Source organism: Corynebacterium sp. CNJ-954, from assembly GCF_001942345.1.
Classification (GTDB): Bacteria; Actinomycetota; Actinomycetes; order Mycobacteriales; family Mycobacteriaceae; genus Corynebacterium.
Map to the genome: position 1 here is coordinate 206,196 of NZ_MKKI01000042.1, position 17,432 is coordinate 223,627.

General features: G+C 64.4%; 13 protein-coding genes and 2 pseudogenes. 9 read left to right on the forward strand and 6 right to left on the reverse strand.

The features are described 5' to 3' along the window. The first annotated feature begins 81 nt into the window (after positions 1–81). From BJF89_RS13685 to BJF89_RS13705, 5 genes are all read left to right on the forward strand, one after another. The gene (locus BJF89_RS13685) at positions 82–273 is read left to right on the forward strand and encodes a helix-turn-helix domain-containing protein (RefSeq protein WP_083650822.1); all 192 of its coding nucleotides are present in this window, start codon (positions 82–84) and stop codon (positions 271–273) included. Positions 274–275: 2 nt separating this feature from the next. Further along, complete coding sequence (locus BJF89_RS13690) at positions 276–887, forward strand: hypothetical protein (protein WP_075815639.1); 612 nt, start codon at positions 276–278, stop codon at positions 885–887. Positions 888–1,494: 607 nt separating this feature from the next. Next, the gene (locus tag BJF89_RS13695; protein ID WP_255372667.1) at positions 1,495–2,322 is read left to right on the forward strand and encodes a DUF3631 domain-containing protein; all 828 of its coding nucleotides are present in this window, start codon (positions 1,495–1,497) and stop codon (positions 2,320–2,322) included. After that, entirely contained in the window at positions 2,319–2,825 is a 507-nt protein-coding gene (locus BJF89_RS13700) for a hypothetical protein (protein WP_075815641.1), read from the forward strand. Before BJF89_RS13695 ends, BJF89_RS13700 begins: the two co-directional genes overlap by 4 nt. A gap of 96 nt (positions 2,826–2,921) precedes the next feature. Then, on the forward strand, positions 2,922–5,750 hold the full coding sequence (locus BJF89_RS13705; RefSeq protein ID WP_369803730.1) for a DNA methyltransferase: 2,829 nt from the start codon (positions 2,922–2,924) through the stop codon (positions 5,748–5,750). A gap of 295 nt (positions 5,751–6,045) precedes the next feature. Here BJF89_RS13705 and BJF89_RS19710 read toward each other — a convergent pair whose 3' ends face one another. The 3 genes and pseudogenes from BJF89_RS19710 to BJF89_RS13720 all read right to left on the reverse strand — a co-directional run bounded on the left by BJF89_RS19710 (position 6,046) and on the right by BJF89_RS13720 (position 8,254). Beyond that, entirely contained in the window at positions 6,046–6,417 is a 372-nt protein-coding gene (locus BJF89_RS19710) for a metal-sensitive transcriptional regulator (protein WP_083650843.1), read from the reverse strand. 61 nt (positions 6,418–6,478) lie between these two features. Further along, entirely contained in the window at positions 6,479–7,126 is a 648-nt protein-coding gene (locus BJF89_RS13715) for an MBL fold metallo-hydrolase (RefSeq protein WP_075815716.1), read from the reverse strand. Positions 7,127–7,137: 11 nt separating this feature from the next. Continuing rightward, positions 7,138–8,254, reverse strand: a pseudogene (locus BJF89_RS13720) (S-(hydroxymethyl)mycothiol dehydrogenase). A gap of 165 nt (positions 8,255–8,419) precedes the next feature. Here BJF89_RS13720 and BJF89_RS19715 point away from each other — a divergent pair. Beyond that, positions 8,420–8,662 (forward strand): annotated as a pseudogene (locus tag BJF89_RS19715) (hypothetical protein); the annotation flags it as partial. Positions 8,663–8,818: 156 nt separating this feature from the next. Here the strand turns inward: BJF89_RS19715 and dnaG are convergent. Further along, on the reverse strand, positions 8,819–10,804 hold the full coding sequence (gene dnaG, locus BJF89_RS13730) for a DNA primase (protein WP_187344714.1): 1,986 nt from the start codon (positions 10,802–10,804) through the stop codon (positions 8,819–8,821). Between the two features lie 165 nt (positions 10,805–10,969). Here dnaG and BJF89_RS13735 point away from each other — a divergent pair, with 165 nt between their 5' ends. Beyond that, a complete protein-coding gene (locus tag BJF89_RS13735; RefSeq protein WP_075815645.1) occupies positions 10,970–12,784 on the forward strand; it encodes an FAD-dependent oxidoreductase in 1,815 nt (604 codons plus the stop codon). Between the two features lie 25 nt (positions 12,785–12,809). Continuing rightward, positions 12,810–13,226 (forward strand): ribonuclease domain-containing protein, encoded by a 417-nt coding sequence (locus tag BJF89_RS13740; RefSeq protein ID WP_075815646.1) that lies wholly within the window; start codon positions 12,810–12,812, stop codon positions 13,224–13,226. A gap of 13 nt (positions 13,227–13,239) precedes the next feature. Here the strand turns inward: BJF89_RS13740 and BJF89_RS13745 are convergent, their stop codons facing one another. Together BJF89_RS13745 and BJF89_RS13750 are read right to left on the reverse strand one after the other, a co-directional pair. Then, a complete protein-coding gene (locus BJF89_RS13745; RefSeq protein ID WP_075815647.1) occupies positions 13,240–14,544 on the reverse strand; it encodes a deoxyguanosinetriphosphate triphosphohydrolase in 1,305 nt (434 codons plus the stop codon). Between the two features lie 15 nt (positions 14,545–14,559). Continuing rightward, positions 14,560–15,228 carry a YdcF family protein gene (locus BJF89_RS13750; RefSeq protein WP_075815648.1) on the reverse strand — a complete coding sequence of 223 codons (669 nt, stop codon included), beginning with the start codon at positions 15,226–15,228 and terminating at the stop codon, positions 14,560–14,562. Positions 15,229–15,278: 50 nt separating this feature from the next. Between BJF89_RS13750 and BJF89_RS13755 the strand changes: the two genes are divergently transcribed. Then, positions 15,279–17,432, forward strand: coding sequence for a TPM domain-containing protein (locus BJF89_RS13755; protein WP_255372659.1), 2,154 nt, complete (start codon positions 15,279–15,281; stop codon positions 17,430–17,432).

Genomic DNA, 17,432 nt, shown 5'->3' on the forward strand with positions numbered 1-17,432 from the left:
AATGCTCTCGATTGATTCGCCACCCTGGATAGGAATGTGGCGGTCGACCCAATGCGCCTAAGGCGCAGTGAGAGCAGAACTATGTCAACGACAATCGAACGACTGTCCCTGAAAGAGGCGGCTGACCGGGTGGGGGTCAGTGTGAAGACACTTCGCCGACGCATTGCGTCCGGAGACCTCCCCGCCTACCGCTCCGGCCGAATCATCCGCGTCAACGCCGAAGACCTCGATGCGATGATGCAGCCGGTAAACCCGTGGGCGGCGGTGAAGTAACCGTGACCACCACAGAGAAGACCCCGCCGCTGGGAATCGACGGGGCCGAAGTCTTGGAAAGCAACCACCCCCACAGTACCAACCCGCGGCCCACCGTCCGGTACGCGGAACTGAGCCTCATCCGCGCCCTGCTCAACTCGCGATGCGGTGATGCTGTCGCCCTGTGCGCCGGGCAGGACATCCGCGCCCTGCACTCCGACGACCGCCGTCTCGTCCTCCGCGAACTGCTGGCCTACGGCGCCGAACAGGCCCTCGCAGGTCACCCAGACCAGCCCGTGGCCCCCGCTGCCGTCATGGCCCGCGTACAGGCTGCCGGTGGCACCACTGCCGCAATGCAGGAACTCACCGACGCCCTCACCGGACCTATCGACGGAATGCAGGCGGGCACCGTAGACATCTTCGCTATCCCGGACCTATGGCAGGCCGTGAACATCGAACGGCTATGGCGCGCGATGGACTCACACGCCTACGCCCTCCGTGAGGCTGCCGCCCGGCGCGATGCTGTCGCCGTCCCACGGCTGCTGAACTCACACGCGCCCATGCTCCTTAACCTCGCCGAGGTCGCCGGACTCATCCCGAACACTTCCGACGCTGAAGGGAGTGAAGACCGATGACCGAGATACAGACCACGGGCAGCCACCTGCTCGACACCGTCACCGAATGGTTGGGAACCTACATCCGGACCGCGAACACCGGCGACCTCCACACCCTTACCCTATGGGCGGTACACACCCACCTCGTCACGGAGACCTACACAACCCCGCGCCTACTGCTGGACTCCCCCGCTCCCGGCGCGGGCAAGACGACGACGCTCGATCACCTGCAACGACTCTGCCACCACCCGGTACAGGCGGCATCCCTGTCGTCACCGTCGCTGCTGGCCCGACTGCTGCAGCACGGACCGAGGACCATCCTGGTAGACGAGGCTGACCGCACCCTCAACCCGAAGAACGAGGGGGTGGGTGAACTGCTCGCCGTGCTGAACTCCGGGTACCGCCGTGGCGCGTCCCGGCCCGTCCTCGTCCCGGGTAAGGACGAAGGATGGAAGGAACGGGAGATGTCCACCTTCGGGCCGGTGGCAATGGCGGGGAACTCCCCGGACCTGCCGGACGACACCCGAAGCCGCTGCATCCGCGTCCTGCTGCTCCCTGACTACGAGGCACCGTCGCCGATAGTGATTGGCAGTACATCGAAGACGACGCCGCTCTACTCCGGGAGCAGATCGAAGCGTGGGCCAATGAAGTCCGGGACGCGGTGCGGGACAACCGCCCGACATACCCGGAAGGACTCACCGGAAGGAATCGGGAACGATGGGCACCGCTGTACAAGGTCGCACTTGCCGCCGGTGGAGCATGGCCCGACTACTGCCGAGACCTCATTGACGCCGACCTCGCCGACATGCAGGCCGACCATGAAGATGGACTCACCCGGATACCGAGGCATGTACAACTACTCCGAGACATCGCGGCGGTCTGGCCCGACGGTGAGACGTTCTTCCCCACCGGGGAACTGCTCGACGCTGTGCAGCGACGACAGCCCGGCATGTGGGGTGCCGTCTCTCCTTACGGTGCCCTTACCCCGCAAGGGATGGGTCGGATGCTCGTTAAGAACTTCGGTATCCGGTCGGAACGACTGACCGGTATCCGGTCACGGGGAGGAAGGGGTTACTACCTGCATGTTTTCTTCCCCTCGATGTCGTCGTTCGGCATTCCCGTGCACGATAGGAAGGGGGGTGTAGGGGAACCGGTCAATGCGGTACAGCCGGTCGAACCGGTCGGGAATCTGACCGGTCTGACCGCCTCAACCGGTCTGACCGGTTCACCTAGACCCCCTACCGAACCGGACGAAGAACCGGACGACCGGACCACTGCCGCTGTCCTCGCCGCACTCTCCCACACCTTCGGGCAGACCATCGGGAAGATCATGCGAACCGTCAAAGATAAGACCGGCGATGCCGCAACCGCCGTCCCCGACATCCTCGACCGACTCACCACCGACGGCAGAGTCACCGAAGAGGATGGACGCTACACCCTCCGGGAGGACCTGTGACGAATGCGAAACCTGACCCCGCCCGGAACTCCCCAGCACGCATCGAAGCGCGGGAGAAAGCCACACAGGCCGTCTCCCTTCGCACCCACGGGCTATCGTGGGCGGAGGTTGCCGTCCGCGCCGGGTACCCGTCACCGGATGCCGCCCGCGTCGCTGTGGCCCGCACCCTCGACAGAGTGGAAGCAGGCAACGTAGCTGACCTGCGTGCCGAGGAGGACGCGCACCTGATGCTCATTCGCAAGGCGGCCCTCCCTGCAGCGTTGGAAGGTAATCCTCAATCACTGGCCGTACTGCTACGCACCTCCGAGTCGCGGCGCCGATTGTTCGGGGCCGACGGGCCAGAGGCGCAGGCCGCCACCAGTGACGAGCTCGAACAGCTGGCTCAGGAAGCCACTGACGCGTTCAATGAGATGTTCGATCGGGTGCGGAAGGAAGCCCGGCAGGAAGGGTTACGCCAGGCACACGAAGAACTCTCACAGGAACAGATAGCCCAAGGCCTGTAGCTGAGGCCATCGAGCGAGAACAAGACGGGGAAGGTGCAGCCGACCCATGGGTGTCATGGTCACCGCATGGCCGTGTCATGGGATACTTTTCTACCTGTGACTGCTTCCTTCACCACTCAGCTCGACCGTGGCTCTATTAGACGCAAGCTCGACAGCTTCGCCACCGACTGGCGCGCCATCATCAACGACTGGCGTGTCACCGGGGCCAAGCACACCGAGAAGTCCCACGCGCAACAGTTCTGGTCGGATCTGCTGCGCTGCTTCGGGGTGATCCCCGAGCGCATCAGACTGTTCGAGCGTGATGCCACCCGCGCCTCAACCGGCAACACCGGCTACATCGACCTGTTCTGGTCCGGTGTGGTCATCGGTGAGGCTAAGTCCCTTGGCAAGGATCTCGATGCTGCCGAACACCAGGCGATCGACTACCTCGCCGGAGGCTCGATCGGTCAGCACGAGTGGCCCCGCTACGCCATCGTCGCCGACTTCGAGAACCTCCGGGTCACCAAACTCGGCGACGACGGCTGGACCGTCGCCTTCACCATCGACGAGATCACCGACCACGTCGACCAACTGATCTTCCTCGCCGGCCAGGAGACCGTCACCAAGGCCGAGGAAGAGGAAGCCTCGATCCACGCCTCGAAGCTAATGGCGAACCTCTACACCGCCATGCTCGGCGACACCGACGAGGCTGTCGGTGACGACGCCCCCACCGACCCCGAGGAAGAGGACTGGCAGGTACAGAAGACCTCCGTGTTCCTCACCCGCGTGCTGTTCTTGCTCTACGGCGACGACGCCGGACTGTGGGAGGAAGACCTGTTCTACCGCTTCATCCTCTACGACACCACAGGCGAAACCCTCGGCTCACGGCTCAACGCCCTGTTCCAGGTCCTCAACACCCCCGAGAGCCGACGGCGGCGGGTACCCGAGGAGATGGCGAAGTTCCCCTACGTCAATGGCTCGTTGTTCGCCGACCAGTGGCCGCAAGACTTCTTCGACGACGAGATGCGCGAAGCCCTGTTGGACGCCTGCCGGTTCCACTGGACCAGAATCTCTCCGGCCGTGTTCGGCTCCATGTTCCAGCTGGTCAAATCAAAGGAAGCCCGTAGGGCTGACGGTGAGCACTACACCACCGAGACCAACATCCTGAAGGTCATCGAACCGCTGTTCCTCGACGAAGTGCGCGACAAGGCCAACCGGTTGGTCCACAACAAGTCCACCACTGTCAAAGCCCTGCGGGAGTTTAGGGACTCGTTGGCGGAGATGGTGTTCCTCGACCCGGCGTGCGGCTGCGGCAACTTCCTCGTCGTCGCCTACCGGGAGCTCCGGTCGATCGAGACCGACATCATCGTCGCGCTGCGCGCCAAGGAAGGACAGCAGACCGCGTCGCTGGACGTATCCCTGGACCAGCGTCTGTCCATCGGCCAGTTCCACGGCTTCGAGATCAACTGGTGGCCGGCGAAGATCGCCGAGACCGCGATGTTCCTCGTCGACCACCAGGCCAACCGCGCCCTCGCGGCCGCTGTTGGTGACGCCCCAGACCGCCTGCCGATCACGATCACAGCCCATATCCGCCACGGCAACGCCTTGCAGCTCGGGTGGGAGTACGAGATCCCCCGCACCAGCGGGGCGACCTATGTCTTCGGCAACCCGCCGTTTCTGGGACACATCTCGCGCTCAAAGGAACAGGTCGCCGAGATGCATGAGATCTGGGGAACCAAAGACATCTCCCGGCTGGACTATGTCACCTGCTGGCACGCCAAGACCATGCAGCTGTTGGAGCGCCGCCGCGGTGCATTCGCGTTCGTGACCACCAACTCCATCACCCAGGGCGACCAGGTCCCCCGCCTGTTCGGACCGATCTTTGACGCTGGTTGGCGTATCCGCTTCGCCCACCGCACCTTCGCCTGGAACTCTGACGCGCCGGGCAAGGCAGCGGTGCACTGCATCATTGTCGGCTTCGATCGGGATACCGTACCGCGACCGCGACTGTGGGATTACCCCAATGTGAAAGGTACGCCCATCTCCGTCGATGTTCATGCCGCGGTCAACGCCTATCTCGTTGATGGGCCGAATGTTCTCGTCGACAAATCTTCGAGCCCTCTGTCTCCGGAGCTCGCTCCGGCGTATTTCGGCAACATGGCCAGGGATGGAGGGAATCTCATCGTCGATCCGGGCCAGTACAACGAGGTCATGGCCGATCCAATCGCAGCCAAGTACGTTCGCCCGTTCCGGGGCAGCCGCGAACTGATGCACAACAAGGATCGCTGGTGCCTCTGGTTGGTCGGTCTCAACCCAGCGGACATCAGCCGTAGCACGATCCTCAAGAAGAGACTCGATGCTGTCGCATCGTTCCGCCGGGACAGCAAGGCCGCCAGCACCCGGAAGATGGCGGAGACCCCGCACTTGTTCGGCCAGCGATCACAGCCGGACACGGACTACCTCTGCCTGCCGAAGGTCGTCAGCGAGACCCGCCGTTACTTCACGGTGCAGCGTTACTCGGCTGAGGTCATTGCTTCCGACCTCGTATTCCACGCCCAAGACCCCGATGGACTCCAGTTCGCGTTGGCATCGTCCTCGATGTTCATCACCTGGCAGAAGACAATCGGGGGTCGCCTGAAATCCGATCTCCGCTTCGCCTCGACGCTGACCTGGAACACATTCCCTGTCTCCGAGCTCGACGACAAGATTCGTGCAGCGATCATCGCAGCCGGACAGGGCATCCTCGAAGCCCGTTCCCTTCACCCTGAGCGCAGTCTCGCCGACGCCTACAACCCTCTGGCCATGGACGCAGCTCTGGTGAAAGCCCACGACAAGCTGGACCGTGTGGTCGACAAGGCCTTCGGTGCCGAGCGGAAGCTCACCACCGAACGCCAACGCCTGGAGATCCTCTTCGCTCGTTACGCGGAGTTGAAGTCAGCCGGCTAGTACAACGATTCCCCCATGCCCGGCGCGCCGGGGCCTGTTCGTCATGGGGGTGTTCGGCGGGCCGTAGAATGGCGGAGAAAGGGGCGAAACCGGCGGGGGTAGCACAGCCCGTTTCCCACGTATCTCCCACGGAGGCACTTACTCCACGGAGGTCACCCACTTCTACCTGTATAAATGACGTAACGGGTTAGCCCCCCGCTGGCCCCACAGAAAACGGCAGTGCCCCACGAACTAACGTGGGGCACTGCCGTTGGCCCACGGGAGCCGCCAGCGCAGGACGCGCCTTCGCTCCGCCCTACTTCAGCAACCGGCCGACCGCGGCCGAGACCTCATCGAGCTTCTCCATGGCCTCGTCCTCCCCCTGCTGCGCCGCGTGCAACACACAGTGCTGCATGTGGTCGTCCAGGAGCGCGAGTGCGACACCCTTGAGCGCGGACTGAACCGCGGACACCTGGGTGAGCACGTCGATACAGTAGGTGTCCTCGTCAACCATGCGGTGCAGACCGCGGACCTGCCCCTCAATGCGCTTCAGGCGGGCGAGGTAGCGCTTCTTGTCCGCACTGTAGCCGTGGGTCGCATCGCCGTCACCGGACGTCCCCGCATGCGCGTCGCAGCCGCAACCAGTTGCGTCCGTCGACACGTCCTCGGCGAGTAGATTCTCGGGCACGTTCTCTCCTTCGTTCAGCCCCACTCAGTGGAGCACACTGTACCCCTCCAGGGTATGGCGATCAATAGCCTCGGGCGATCCACTCCTCCAAATGAGGAGCCTCATCACCAATCAACGTCGCATCACCATGACCCGTATACACCTCCGTCTCCCCCGGCAACACCAACACCTTCGACCGCAACGACTCAATAATCGTATCGAAATCACTGAACGACCGACCCGTCGCACCCGGACCACCGGCAAACATCGTGTCCCCACTAAGCAACACCTTCGCCTCCGGCAGATACAGACAACACGACCCCGGCGAATGCCCCGGCGTATTGATCACCCGCACCCTAGTCCCGGCAACATCAAACACCTGCCCATCCGCCAGATCCTCATGCCCCACACCAGGATGGGTCTGATTCCACAACATCTGATCACCCGGATGCACATGAATCTGCGTGTCCAACCGCTCCGCCAACTCCGGGGCCACAGTGATGTGATCATTATGCGCGTGCGTACAGATCACACCGCGCACCGACCTGTCCCCCACCGCCGACACGATCGCATCGGCGTCATGCGCGGCGTCGACGACAACCACCTCGTCATCATCACCGATCACCCAGATATTGTTGTCGACCTCCCACTGACCACCATCCAAGGCAAACACCCCGTGGGTCACCACCCGGTCGATACGCAGACCACTGGCCGCAGCCCCTGCCGTCATCTCCGACCCACTCACAGCTCCACCACCGACCGCAGCACCGACCCCTGCTTCATCTTCGCAAACGCCGACTCCACCGCATCAATACCGACCCGCTCATCAACAAACTCACCCAACGGGAACCTACCCTGTAGATACAACTCGGTGTACATCGGGAAATCCCGCTCCGGCAGACAGTCGCCGTACCACGACGACTTCACCGCACCACCACGGGAGAAGACGTCCACAAACGGCAACTGAACGGTCATCTCCGGGTCGCACCCCCACCAACACCACCCGCCCGGCCAGATCACGCATGTAGAACGCCTGAGTGAACGTCGCCGGCAACCCGACGGCATCCACGACGACATCAGCACCGACACCACCGAGGATCTCGTGGACAGCCTGCACCACCGGCTGATCCTCACCAGTGGCAGCCGCATCCCCGCCGAGTGACCCCGGGTTCACCGTGTGCGTCGCACCGAAGTCACGTGCCCGCTCAAGCTTGGCATCCGACAGGTCCACCGCGATGACCGTGGTCGCCCCCGCCAACTTCGCCCCAGCGATCGCCGCCATACCAACCCCACCACAGCCGATCACCGCCACAGTCTCACCACGGGCAACCTCACCGGTGTTCACCGCAGCACCCAGACCAGCCATCACCCCACACCCCAACAACCCCACCGCCGAAGGATCAGCATCCGGATTCACCTTCGTGCACTGACCCTCATGCACCAACGTCTTCTCCACAAACGCGCCGATACCCAACGCAGCCTCCAACTCCGTACCATCGGCCAGGGTCATCTTCTGCGAGGCATTAAACGTGTCGAAGCAGTACTTCGGCTCACCCTTCTTACACGCCCGGCACTGCCCACACACCGCACGCCAGTTCAACACCACGAAGTCACCCACAGCAACATGGGTGACCCGCTCACCGACCGACTCCACCACCCCAGCAGCCTCATGGCCCAGCAGAAACGGGTAATCATCACTGATACCACCATCACGGTAGGCCAGATCAGTGTGGCACACCCCGCACGACTGGATCTTCACCACCACATCATTGGCCCCCGGATCCGGCACCACGATATCGGTCAACTCGACCTCGGCACCTCTACCCCGGGCGATAACACCCTTCACCGTCGTACTCATGTGTTGAATCTTCCTCTCCTCGTGCAGACCTTCACTCTTTCCGTACAGGATACGGATGATTTCCGTCGAGCGCGGTCGACTGTCAAGGTAGGCTGGTGCCCAGAGCGAACCCCAGAGTGAGCCAGGCCGACACTCATCTCGTTGAATTCCAGGAGCGTATTTTTCATGATCCAGCTGGTCATCGGAGCTGCCGCCGGTTACGTTTTCGGCACCAAGGCCGGACGACGCCGGTACGAGCAGATCCGGCGCGGTTACGAGGCTGCGGTCAACTCCCCTGCCACCCGGCGCGCTGTACAGGCCGGACGTAAGGCCCTGGCTGACCGCCTCGACCCCGACCCACGCATGCGGGAACTCCGCGATCTCCGTGGTGCAGAGGACCTTCACGGTGACGCCGTCCTGGAGAATGACGCCGTCGACCACGAAGAGGACATCTACATCGAGGGTGAGCAGGCGCGCATGCGTGACAGCAAGGGCCGCCGCGTCAGCGACCAGGACGGCGCAGGGGGACCCGTCCAGAAGCGGTTCGACCGGTTTACCCGGCGTCGTCCCTGACCCAGGGGCCAGTCAGCCGCGCAGATCGCCGTAGTTCTGCGCCTGTTCCTGCAGGGTGCGACGGTACTTCTCCAGCGCCATGAGGTCAGCGAAAGTGTTGTTGTACTCCTGTTTCTTACTTCCCCCCTGGTCGGGACGCATACGCTGCATCCGTGACTTCAACTCGGCGATCTCCATCCCGACCCACCGTTCCTCCATCCGGGCGACCACCGCACCGGCGTAGAACTCCAGTCGGTCTCGCTGACACCGCGGCTCCTCCACCGCCAACTCACTGATCACCGCGCGACACATCACGTCGTCCGTGGCCGAACTGACGGCGTCCAGCCATGCTGCCCCGGCGGCGTGCCCACCCTCGGAACCGACCGAACCGACGCCGCCCGCTGCCGCGATAGCCGTCGCCACCGCGACGTAGGTCGGATGTTCGAAGGAGTCAGGCAGAAGACCGTCCGCGTCCGCCCCGACCATCTCCGGCTCCTGCAGCATCAGCTTGAGCACCTCGCGCGCCGGCTCCAGGTGGACGTCAGCAGGATCAGGACGACTGAGCATCGAGGTGACATTCGACCCCGTGGCGGCACCTGCCTTCTCCGCCTCCGCGGAACGCCGCGCCAGCCGTGCCACCCCCTCCTTGAGCTCCGGCCCCTGGCTGCCCCGCCGACCCTTCGCTGCCTCGGCGCGGACCTGACTGACCACCTCGGTGGGGTCAGGCCAGCTCAACCACCCGGCAGCCTGGCGTGCGTACTCGTCACGCAGGGCGTCGTCCCTGATGCCGGCAAGCACCGGGACGATCCGGCGCATCGCCTCCACCCGTCCGTCGATGTGGTGGGTGTCGTAACCGCGGAGGACGGTCCGGATCACGAACTCGAACATCGGGATACGGTCGGCCACGATCTCCCGTACCGCGGCGTCACCCTTTTCCATCCGCACGTCACAGGGGTCCATTCCGTCGGGGGCGACGGAGACGTAACTGCGGCCGGTGAACTTCTGGTCCCCCTCGAAGGCACGCAGCGCGGCTTTCTGCCCGGCTTCGTCACCGTCGAAGGTGTAGATGATCTCGCCGCGGAAGAACTGGTCGTCCACCATGAACCGGCGCAGCATCTGCAGGTGGTCCTCGCCGAAGGCGGTCCCGCAGGCCGCCACAGCGGTCGGCACCCCCGCCGCATGCATCGCCATGACGTCCGTGTAGCCCTCGACCACGACCGCCTGGTGGTCCGATGCGATGGACTTCTTGGCCAGATCGATCCCGAACAGCACCTTCGACTTCTTGTAGAGCAGTGTCTCGGGGGTGTTCATGTACTTGCCGAGGTTGTCGTCCTCGAAGAGTTTGCGCGCACCGAACCCGATGACGTCGCCCGCCACGGAACGGATCGGCCACAGGAGACGACGGTGGAACCGGTCGATCGGCCCCCGGTTGCCCATCCTGCTCAGGCCGGCGTCCTCGAGCTCCTTGAACTCGAAACCACGACGCAGGAGGTGCTTGGTCAGGGTGTCCCACCCGGCGGGGGCATAACCGCACCCGAACGTGTCGACGATCTCGCCTTCGAACCCCCGGTCACGGAGAAAGGCCCTCGCCGTCTCTGCACCGGCGTCCTCCGGGTCGCGTAGTCGCTCCATGTAGAACTCGTGTGCTGCCCGGTTCGCCGCCACAAGCCGCTGTCGCGTCCCCGGCTCGACCCGGTTGACTGGTCCGCCGCCCTCGTAGTTGATACGGAATCCGATACGCTCGGCGCACTGCTCCACCGCCTCCGGGAAACTGACGTGTTCCATCTTCATCAGGAAGCTGAAGACGTCCCCTCCCTCGCCGGTGGCGAAACAGTGGAAGTAGCCCTTGTTCGGCCGTACGTGGAAGGACGGGGTCTTCTCGTCCTTGAACGGGCTGAGACCTTTCATCGAGTCCACTCCACCCGGCGTGAGCTGGACATACTCACCGACCACCTCCTCGATCGGGGTCTGCTCCCTGATCGCGGCGATGTCGGTGTCCGGAATCCGCCCTCGTGCCATGTCGACCATGATAGCCACCGTCCCGACGAAGTCCCCGATTCGGCTGAACTCGCCGTCACCGCATCCTAGGATGTCTCCTATCTGTTGCAAAACAGTATCGACGACTACCGCACGCCGTTCCGGAGTGACTACCGGGCCGCGGCGTGGAGAGAAGAGCAGTGCACCATGAGTAACACCCACTATGACGTTCTGATCGTCGGGTCCGGGTTCGGCGGATCCGTGACCGCCCTGCGTCTGACCGAGAAGGGCTACAAGGTCGGCATCATCGAGGCTGGACGCCGTTTCGCCGACCATGAATTCGCCAGGAACAGCTGGCATCTCAAGGAGTTCCTCTGGGCACCGAAGCTCGGCCTCTACGGGATCCAGCGGGTCCACCTGCTGAAGGACGCGATGATCCTCGCGGGTGCCGGTGTCGGCGGCGGTTCACTGAACTACGCCAACACCCTCTACAAGCCTGGTGAAGACTACTTCCACAGCTCTGCCTGGGACCACATCACCGACTGGGAGGACGAGCTCTCCCCCTACTACGACCAGGCCCGGCGGATGCTCGGCGTGGTGACGAATCCGACGGTCACCCCGGCCGACCGCCTGTCGAAGAAGGTCGCCGACGAGATGGGGGTCGGTGACACATTCCGGATGACCCCGGTCGGGGTCTTCTTCGGCAAGAAGGTCGGCCTGGAGGGCGAGGAAGGTGAAACTGTCGCAGACCCCTACTTCGGCGGAGTCGGGCCGGACCGTACCGCGTGCACGGAGTGCGGTGAGTGCATGACCGGTTGCCGGCACGGCGCAAAGAACACCCTGTTGAAGAACTACCTCTATCTCGCTGAACAGGCGGGAGCGACGGTCCACGACAGGTCCACCGTCACCGGCATCACCAAGGTCGGCGCGGACGAGGACACCGGTTGGACGGTCACCACCGAAACCACCGCACCGTTCTTCGGCAGGAAGAAGCGCCGGACATTCACCAGTGACTACGTGGTCATGGCGGCTGGTACCTGGGGCACCCAGAACCTGCTGCACCGTGGGAAGGAGGACGGCACCCTGCCCCGGATCTCCGATCATCTCGGACAACTCACCCGGACCAACTCGGAGGCCCTCCTCGGCGTCGGTTTGGACAAGCCCGACCCCGACCACGACTTCTCCCGTGGTGTGGCGATCACCTCGAGTTACTGGCCTGCCCCGGACACCCACATCGAGCCGGTACGGTACGGCAAGGGATCCAATGCGATGGGCCTGCTCCAGACACTGGTGACCGACGGCGACACGACGTGGCCACGGTGGGTCGAGTTCCTCCGCCAGCTGGCGAAGAACCCGTCGGCGGTCAAACTGGTCCTGGACCTGCGAGGTTGGTCGGAGCGGACGATGATCAACCTGGTGATGCAGGCGCGGGACAACTCCCTGACGACGAGTCTGAAATCCTTCGGGCCCCTCCGGTTCCTCACCAGCAGGCAGGGGGAGGGAGATCCGAACCCGACCTGGATCCCCGAAGGCAACGACGCCACCCGCCGTGGCGCGGCGCACTTCCCCAAGGCAGTCGCCGGTGGCGTGTGGTCAGAGGTCTTCAATATCCCCCTGACCGCGCACTTCCTCGGCGGATGCACCATCGCCGACTCACCTGAGCGCGGTGTCGTCGACCCCTACCACCGGGTGTGGGGGTACCCGTCCATGTTCGTCACCGACGGGGCGTCGATCACGGCGAACCCGGGGGTCAACCCGTCACTGTCGATCTCGGCGAACGCGGAACGGGCAGCGGCGCTCTGGCCCAACAAGGGCGACAGTGATCCCCGCCCGGCACAGCAGGAGTCGGTGAAGTCCTACCAGCGGGTCGCACCGGTCCGCCCCGACCACCCTGTCGTCCCGGACAGCGCCCCCGCCGCACTGCGGCTGCCCATCACCCCGGTGTCCTCCAGCCGGTCGAACGCGGTGCCGAAGATCGAGCCGGAGGCCACTTCCGCGGTGACGCCGGACGTGAACATCTAGGCGGCGTGTGATGTACTGACGTGCTGTGAGCACTCGGAACAACAGACTGGCCGGTGGAGTCGCCGGCGCGGCGATCGTCCTCGTCGCAGGGTACTTCGGGCTCGATGCCGTCACCGGCGACGACGAGCCCGGCGCCACCGGAGACACCTGCACCGTCGCGTCGCTCCCGGGGCAGGCGGACGACGTCATCGACTCCATTCTCGGCGACGGTGACTTCGAGCATCCTGACCATGACGGTAAACACTTCGGCAACTACGAAGGACGGCTTCCCGAAGAGCCCGGCAGCTACTACCGGGAATACACCGTCTCGACACCGGGGCTGGACCACCGTGGAGCACGCCGGATCGTCGTCGGCGGCGGAACCGACACCGATCCGGATGTCTGGTACTACACCGCGGACCACTACGAGTCCTTCTGCTCCATCCCCGACGCCGAGGACTGAGGAGTCAGCACAGTCAACCCCAGGCCGCGCTGATGGCCGAGGCTGAACGGTCCAGTCGTTCGAGACGTGCCTCGGTCAGCGACGCCACCTGGTCAATGACCACCCGCATCTTCCCGGCATCGGTCGTGGCAGCCTCCCACCACGGTCGGAACAGCAGGTCGAGGCTGCCCGGTGCGCCCTGGGCGAGATAATTCGTGACGCGGAAGATCCGGTCCCGCTGCCGTTCCTGGTCCGCGAGGTGACGGTGCTCATCCATCACGTAGAGCACGGCCAGTGACTTCAGCAGCACCACCTCTGCCTTCACCTCTGCGGGAATCACCAGGTCAGCAGCATACCGCCCCAAGGGGACCCGCTGGTCCCCCTCACTGGACGGGTTGAGATGCGATTCGCGGGTGGCGGTGACTGACGCGGTGACGAACCGACTGACCAGTTCGCTGGTCAGCCCCTTCAACGCGGCAAGGTCCTGGAGAGTGCCGTGGAAGTCTGCTGCGCGGGCGACCGGGGGCATCCGCCGGAGCCGGTCCGCGGCGTCGAGCAGTTCCTCCGGGTCGCCGCCGAAGGCGCGGGCGCCCTTCTCCGCCAGTGTCGCGAGCTCCACGAGGTCCCACAGGACGTTCATGCTGATCCGCCCGGAGACGATGCCGTCCTCGACATCGTGCACCGAATAGGCGACGTCGTCCGACCAGTCCATGATCTGCGCCTCGAGGCATTTGCGCCCGTCCGGTGCACCGTCCCGTATCCACGACAGGATGTCCAGGTCGTCGGCGTAACAGGAGTACTTCGCACGGGCCGTGCCGTCGGGCGCCGTCGGCCCCCACGGGTACTTGCAGGCCGCGTCGAAGGATGCCCGGGTCAGGTTCAGTCCGTAGCTCTGACCGTCCGGGCCGACAGTCTTCGGTTCGAGCCGCACCAGGATCCGAAGCGTCTGCGCATTCCCTTCGAATCCCCCGCACGACGCTGCTGCTTCGTCCAGGGCGCGCTCGCCGTTGTGCCCGTACGGCGGGTGCCCGATGTCGTGGGTCAGACCGGCGAGATCGGCGAGGTCGGGGTCCACACCGAGGGTCTTGCCGATGCCTCGGGAAATCTGTCCGACCTCGAGGGAGTGGGTCAGTCGGGTACGTGGGGTGTCGCCCGAACCAGGTCCGACGACCTGGGTCTTGTCGGCGAGACGGCGCAGTGCCGCACTGTGGAGCACCCGGGCGCGGTCCCGGTCGAAGTCGTCGCGGGCGTCGGGCACCGCACCGTCGACGCCGAGTGATTTCCCGGGCACGCCGATGATGCGCTCCAGGTCGTGGGCGGTGTAGCCGTACCGTTGCACCGTGATCTGTCTCCTCTAGCTCTCGTCGACGGTGTAGTCACCGCCGCCTTCCTCGGTCGCACGGTAGTACAGCAGGCCGCCGGTCTCATGGATGATGGCGTCCAGTTGTTCCTTCCGACTCGACACCGCCGGCCCCTGCCTCGTCGGCGAAGCGTGGGCATCCACGCCCTGGTCGCCGACCATGTTCGTCGCACGTAGAGAATGGTTGGGATCCGTGACGACGAGAACCCGGTCCCAACCGTTGTCTTCAGCCACCGGTGCAAACGCCTCCGCCGAGCCGAGCGTGTCCATCCCCTCGTTGACCTCCGTGATCGCCTCGTCAGGAACCCCCTTGTCCCGAAGGTATGTCGCACCTGCCTCGGCCTCCGTGTAAGCGTCTCCCTCGAGCTTTCCACCGATGGTGGTGATGTGTGAGGACACCCCCTCTTCGTAGAGCTCCACGGCATGGTCGAGTCGGGCTGCGAACCACTGTGACGGCGTGCCGTTGTACTGGGCAGCGCCCAGCACCAGGATGGTGTCTGCGCCGGCGCGGTCGTCCTGGCGGGCGTAGGCCCAGACGTGCGCCGCAGTGGCGAGGGTGATCACCAGACCGATGACGACGGTGCCGATGATCATGTAGATCAGTCCACGAATACCCGCACCGACCGTACGACCCGCGGTGCTACCGATGGTTCTGCCGTTCATGCGACTAAGACTACGCACCCCAGTTCGTGGATTTCGTTATTGTGGGGTGCATGTATGCTGCGAATCACCCCAGGCCCGCCTCCCGTATCCGACTCCGACGGTTCGCCGCCTCCGTCGCCGTCGCCGGGGTGGCTGGTCTCGGCGTCGGGGCCGGCGCCGCTCTGGGGTTCGGGACGGCGGCCGCAGAGCCCTCACCCGCTGACGCCACCGTCCTCGCCCAGGGGACGGCGACAGACACCGGTTCCGCCACCGACATCACCCTGGACTCGCAGGTTGTCGACCAGGCAGGCGTGCTGTCGGACTCCGAGCGCAGCTCCATCGAGGAGACACTGGCCAAGGGCCCGTCGGAGACAGGGGTGAAGGCGTACCTGGTGTACGTGGACAACTACGGAGGGGACGAGAATGCGTTGGCTACAGAACTGTTGTCACAGGACGGCGGAGACAATGTCCTCGTAGGGGTGATCAATGTCCTCTCCGAGACTGACGGGAGGATCGGAACCGCACCCGGCCCCGCCGTTCCCGACTCCATGACCGAAGATGTCCGCTCGGCCGCTCGGGAAAACCTCGGAGGCGGAAATTGGGCTGGGGGCGGTCAGGCGATCGCCGATGTCGTAGCCGACGTCACCCCGGCTTCCACATATGCCTGGGGTGGTGCCGCGGCAATCGTCGTCGTCGGCGGCGCAGGTGGCGCGATCTGGTACACGCGGAAGAAGAAGCGCGAGAACGAGGCCGAGCAGCTCGAGTCCGCCCGCACGATCACTCCGGAAAACACCGACGACCTCTCGCAGCAACCCACCCACGTGCTGCGCACCCTGGCCAGCGAGGAGCTCCACAGCACCGACGAGTCGATCCGCAAGGGCCACCAGGAGCTGGACACCGCCGAAGCAGAATTCGGCGAGGAACGCACGCGGGACCTCCGCAAGGCCCTTGATGTGTCAAAGAAGGCACTGGCAAAGGCCTACGACACTCACCAGCGGCTCCAGAATGGTCTGGTCAGCGGTGAGCACGAGGAACGCGCACAGCTGATCGACATGATCTCCTCTTGCGGAACAGCGGAACAGAATCTGCGGGATCAGGCCGAACGGTTCGCCACTCTGCGCGAGAAGTTGATCGACGCGCCTGAGATCGTAGACAAATTCTTCCAGCAGACGGTCGAGCTTCGCTCCCGTATCCCCCGGTCCCGCGAGATCCTGGAGAACCTGGCCAGCAAGGTGGAACCTGAGCTCCTGGAATCCGTCTCCGACAACCCGGACATTGCTGAAGCCGAAATCACTGAAGCAGAGCAGGCTATCTCCCGCGCCCGTGAACTGCTGAACCTGCCTGCCGGCCAGCAAGGTGAACTCATTGACGCCGCCAGTGCCGCGCATCTGGCCATCAGTCAGGCCGACAGCCAGCTGTCAGCCGTCGAGCATGCTGAAACCCAGCTCCAGGAGGCACAGAAGAACCTCGACTCGCTGATCCAGGAGGTCGCCGAGGAGATCACGGAGTCCACCCATCTCGCCGCGAGCAATGCTGACATCGACCGTGACGAACTCGGTAAAGCCGTCGAACGGGCTAGGAAAGCACTCGACGCAGCCAGGGAGAATGGTGACCGGGACCCGCTGGGAACCTACTCGGAGCTCCTTGACGCCGACGGTGAGCTCGACATCCAACTGGATGAAGCCCGCGGCGTCGAGAACAACTACCAACGTACGTTGGGAATGGTGGACCGCACCATTGCAGAAGCGACGAACCACCTGCGGGCGGTCGAGGACACGATCCACACCCGCGGCCGCATGATCGGAGTCGAAGCCAGGTCCTCCGCCCAGTCCGCGGCTCAGGCTCTCGACGCTGCACACAAGCAACGGGACTCTCAACCGCGTGCGGCATTCACGGCCGCACAACAGGCGAATGCTCTGGCGCGCCAGGCATCGCAGATGGCTCGTCGAGATATCGACGACTACAACCGGAGCAACAACTACTACGGCGGAGGCGGAGGCGGTGGAAATCTCGTCGCCGGTATGCTCCTCGGTTCGCTTCTCAGCGGGAACGGCGGATTCGGTGGAGGAGGTTTCGGTGGAGGCTTCGGCGGTGGGGCGGCGGAGGAGGATTCGGCGGGGGCGGCGGAATCGACAGCTTCTAGGCTCCCGATTCCTGTCACGGATTACGCCGGCCGCCTCCGACGACCCGGGGCTATTCTGGACCGCCACCGCACTCGGGCGTAA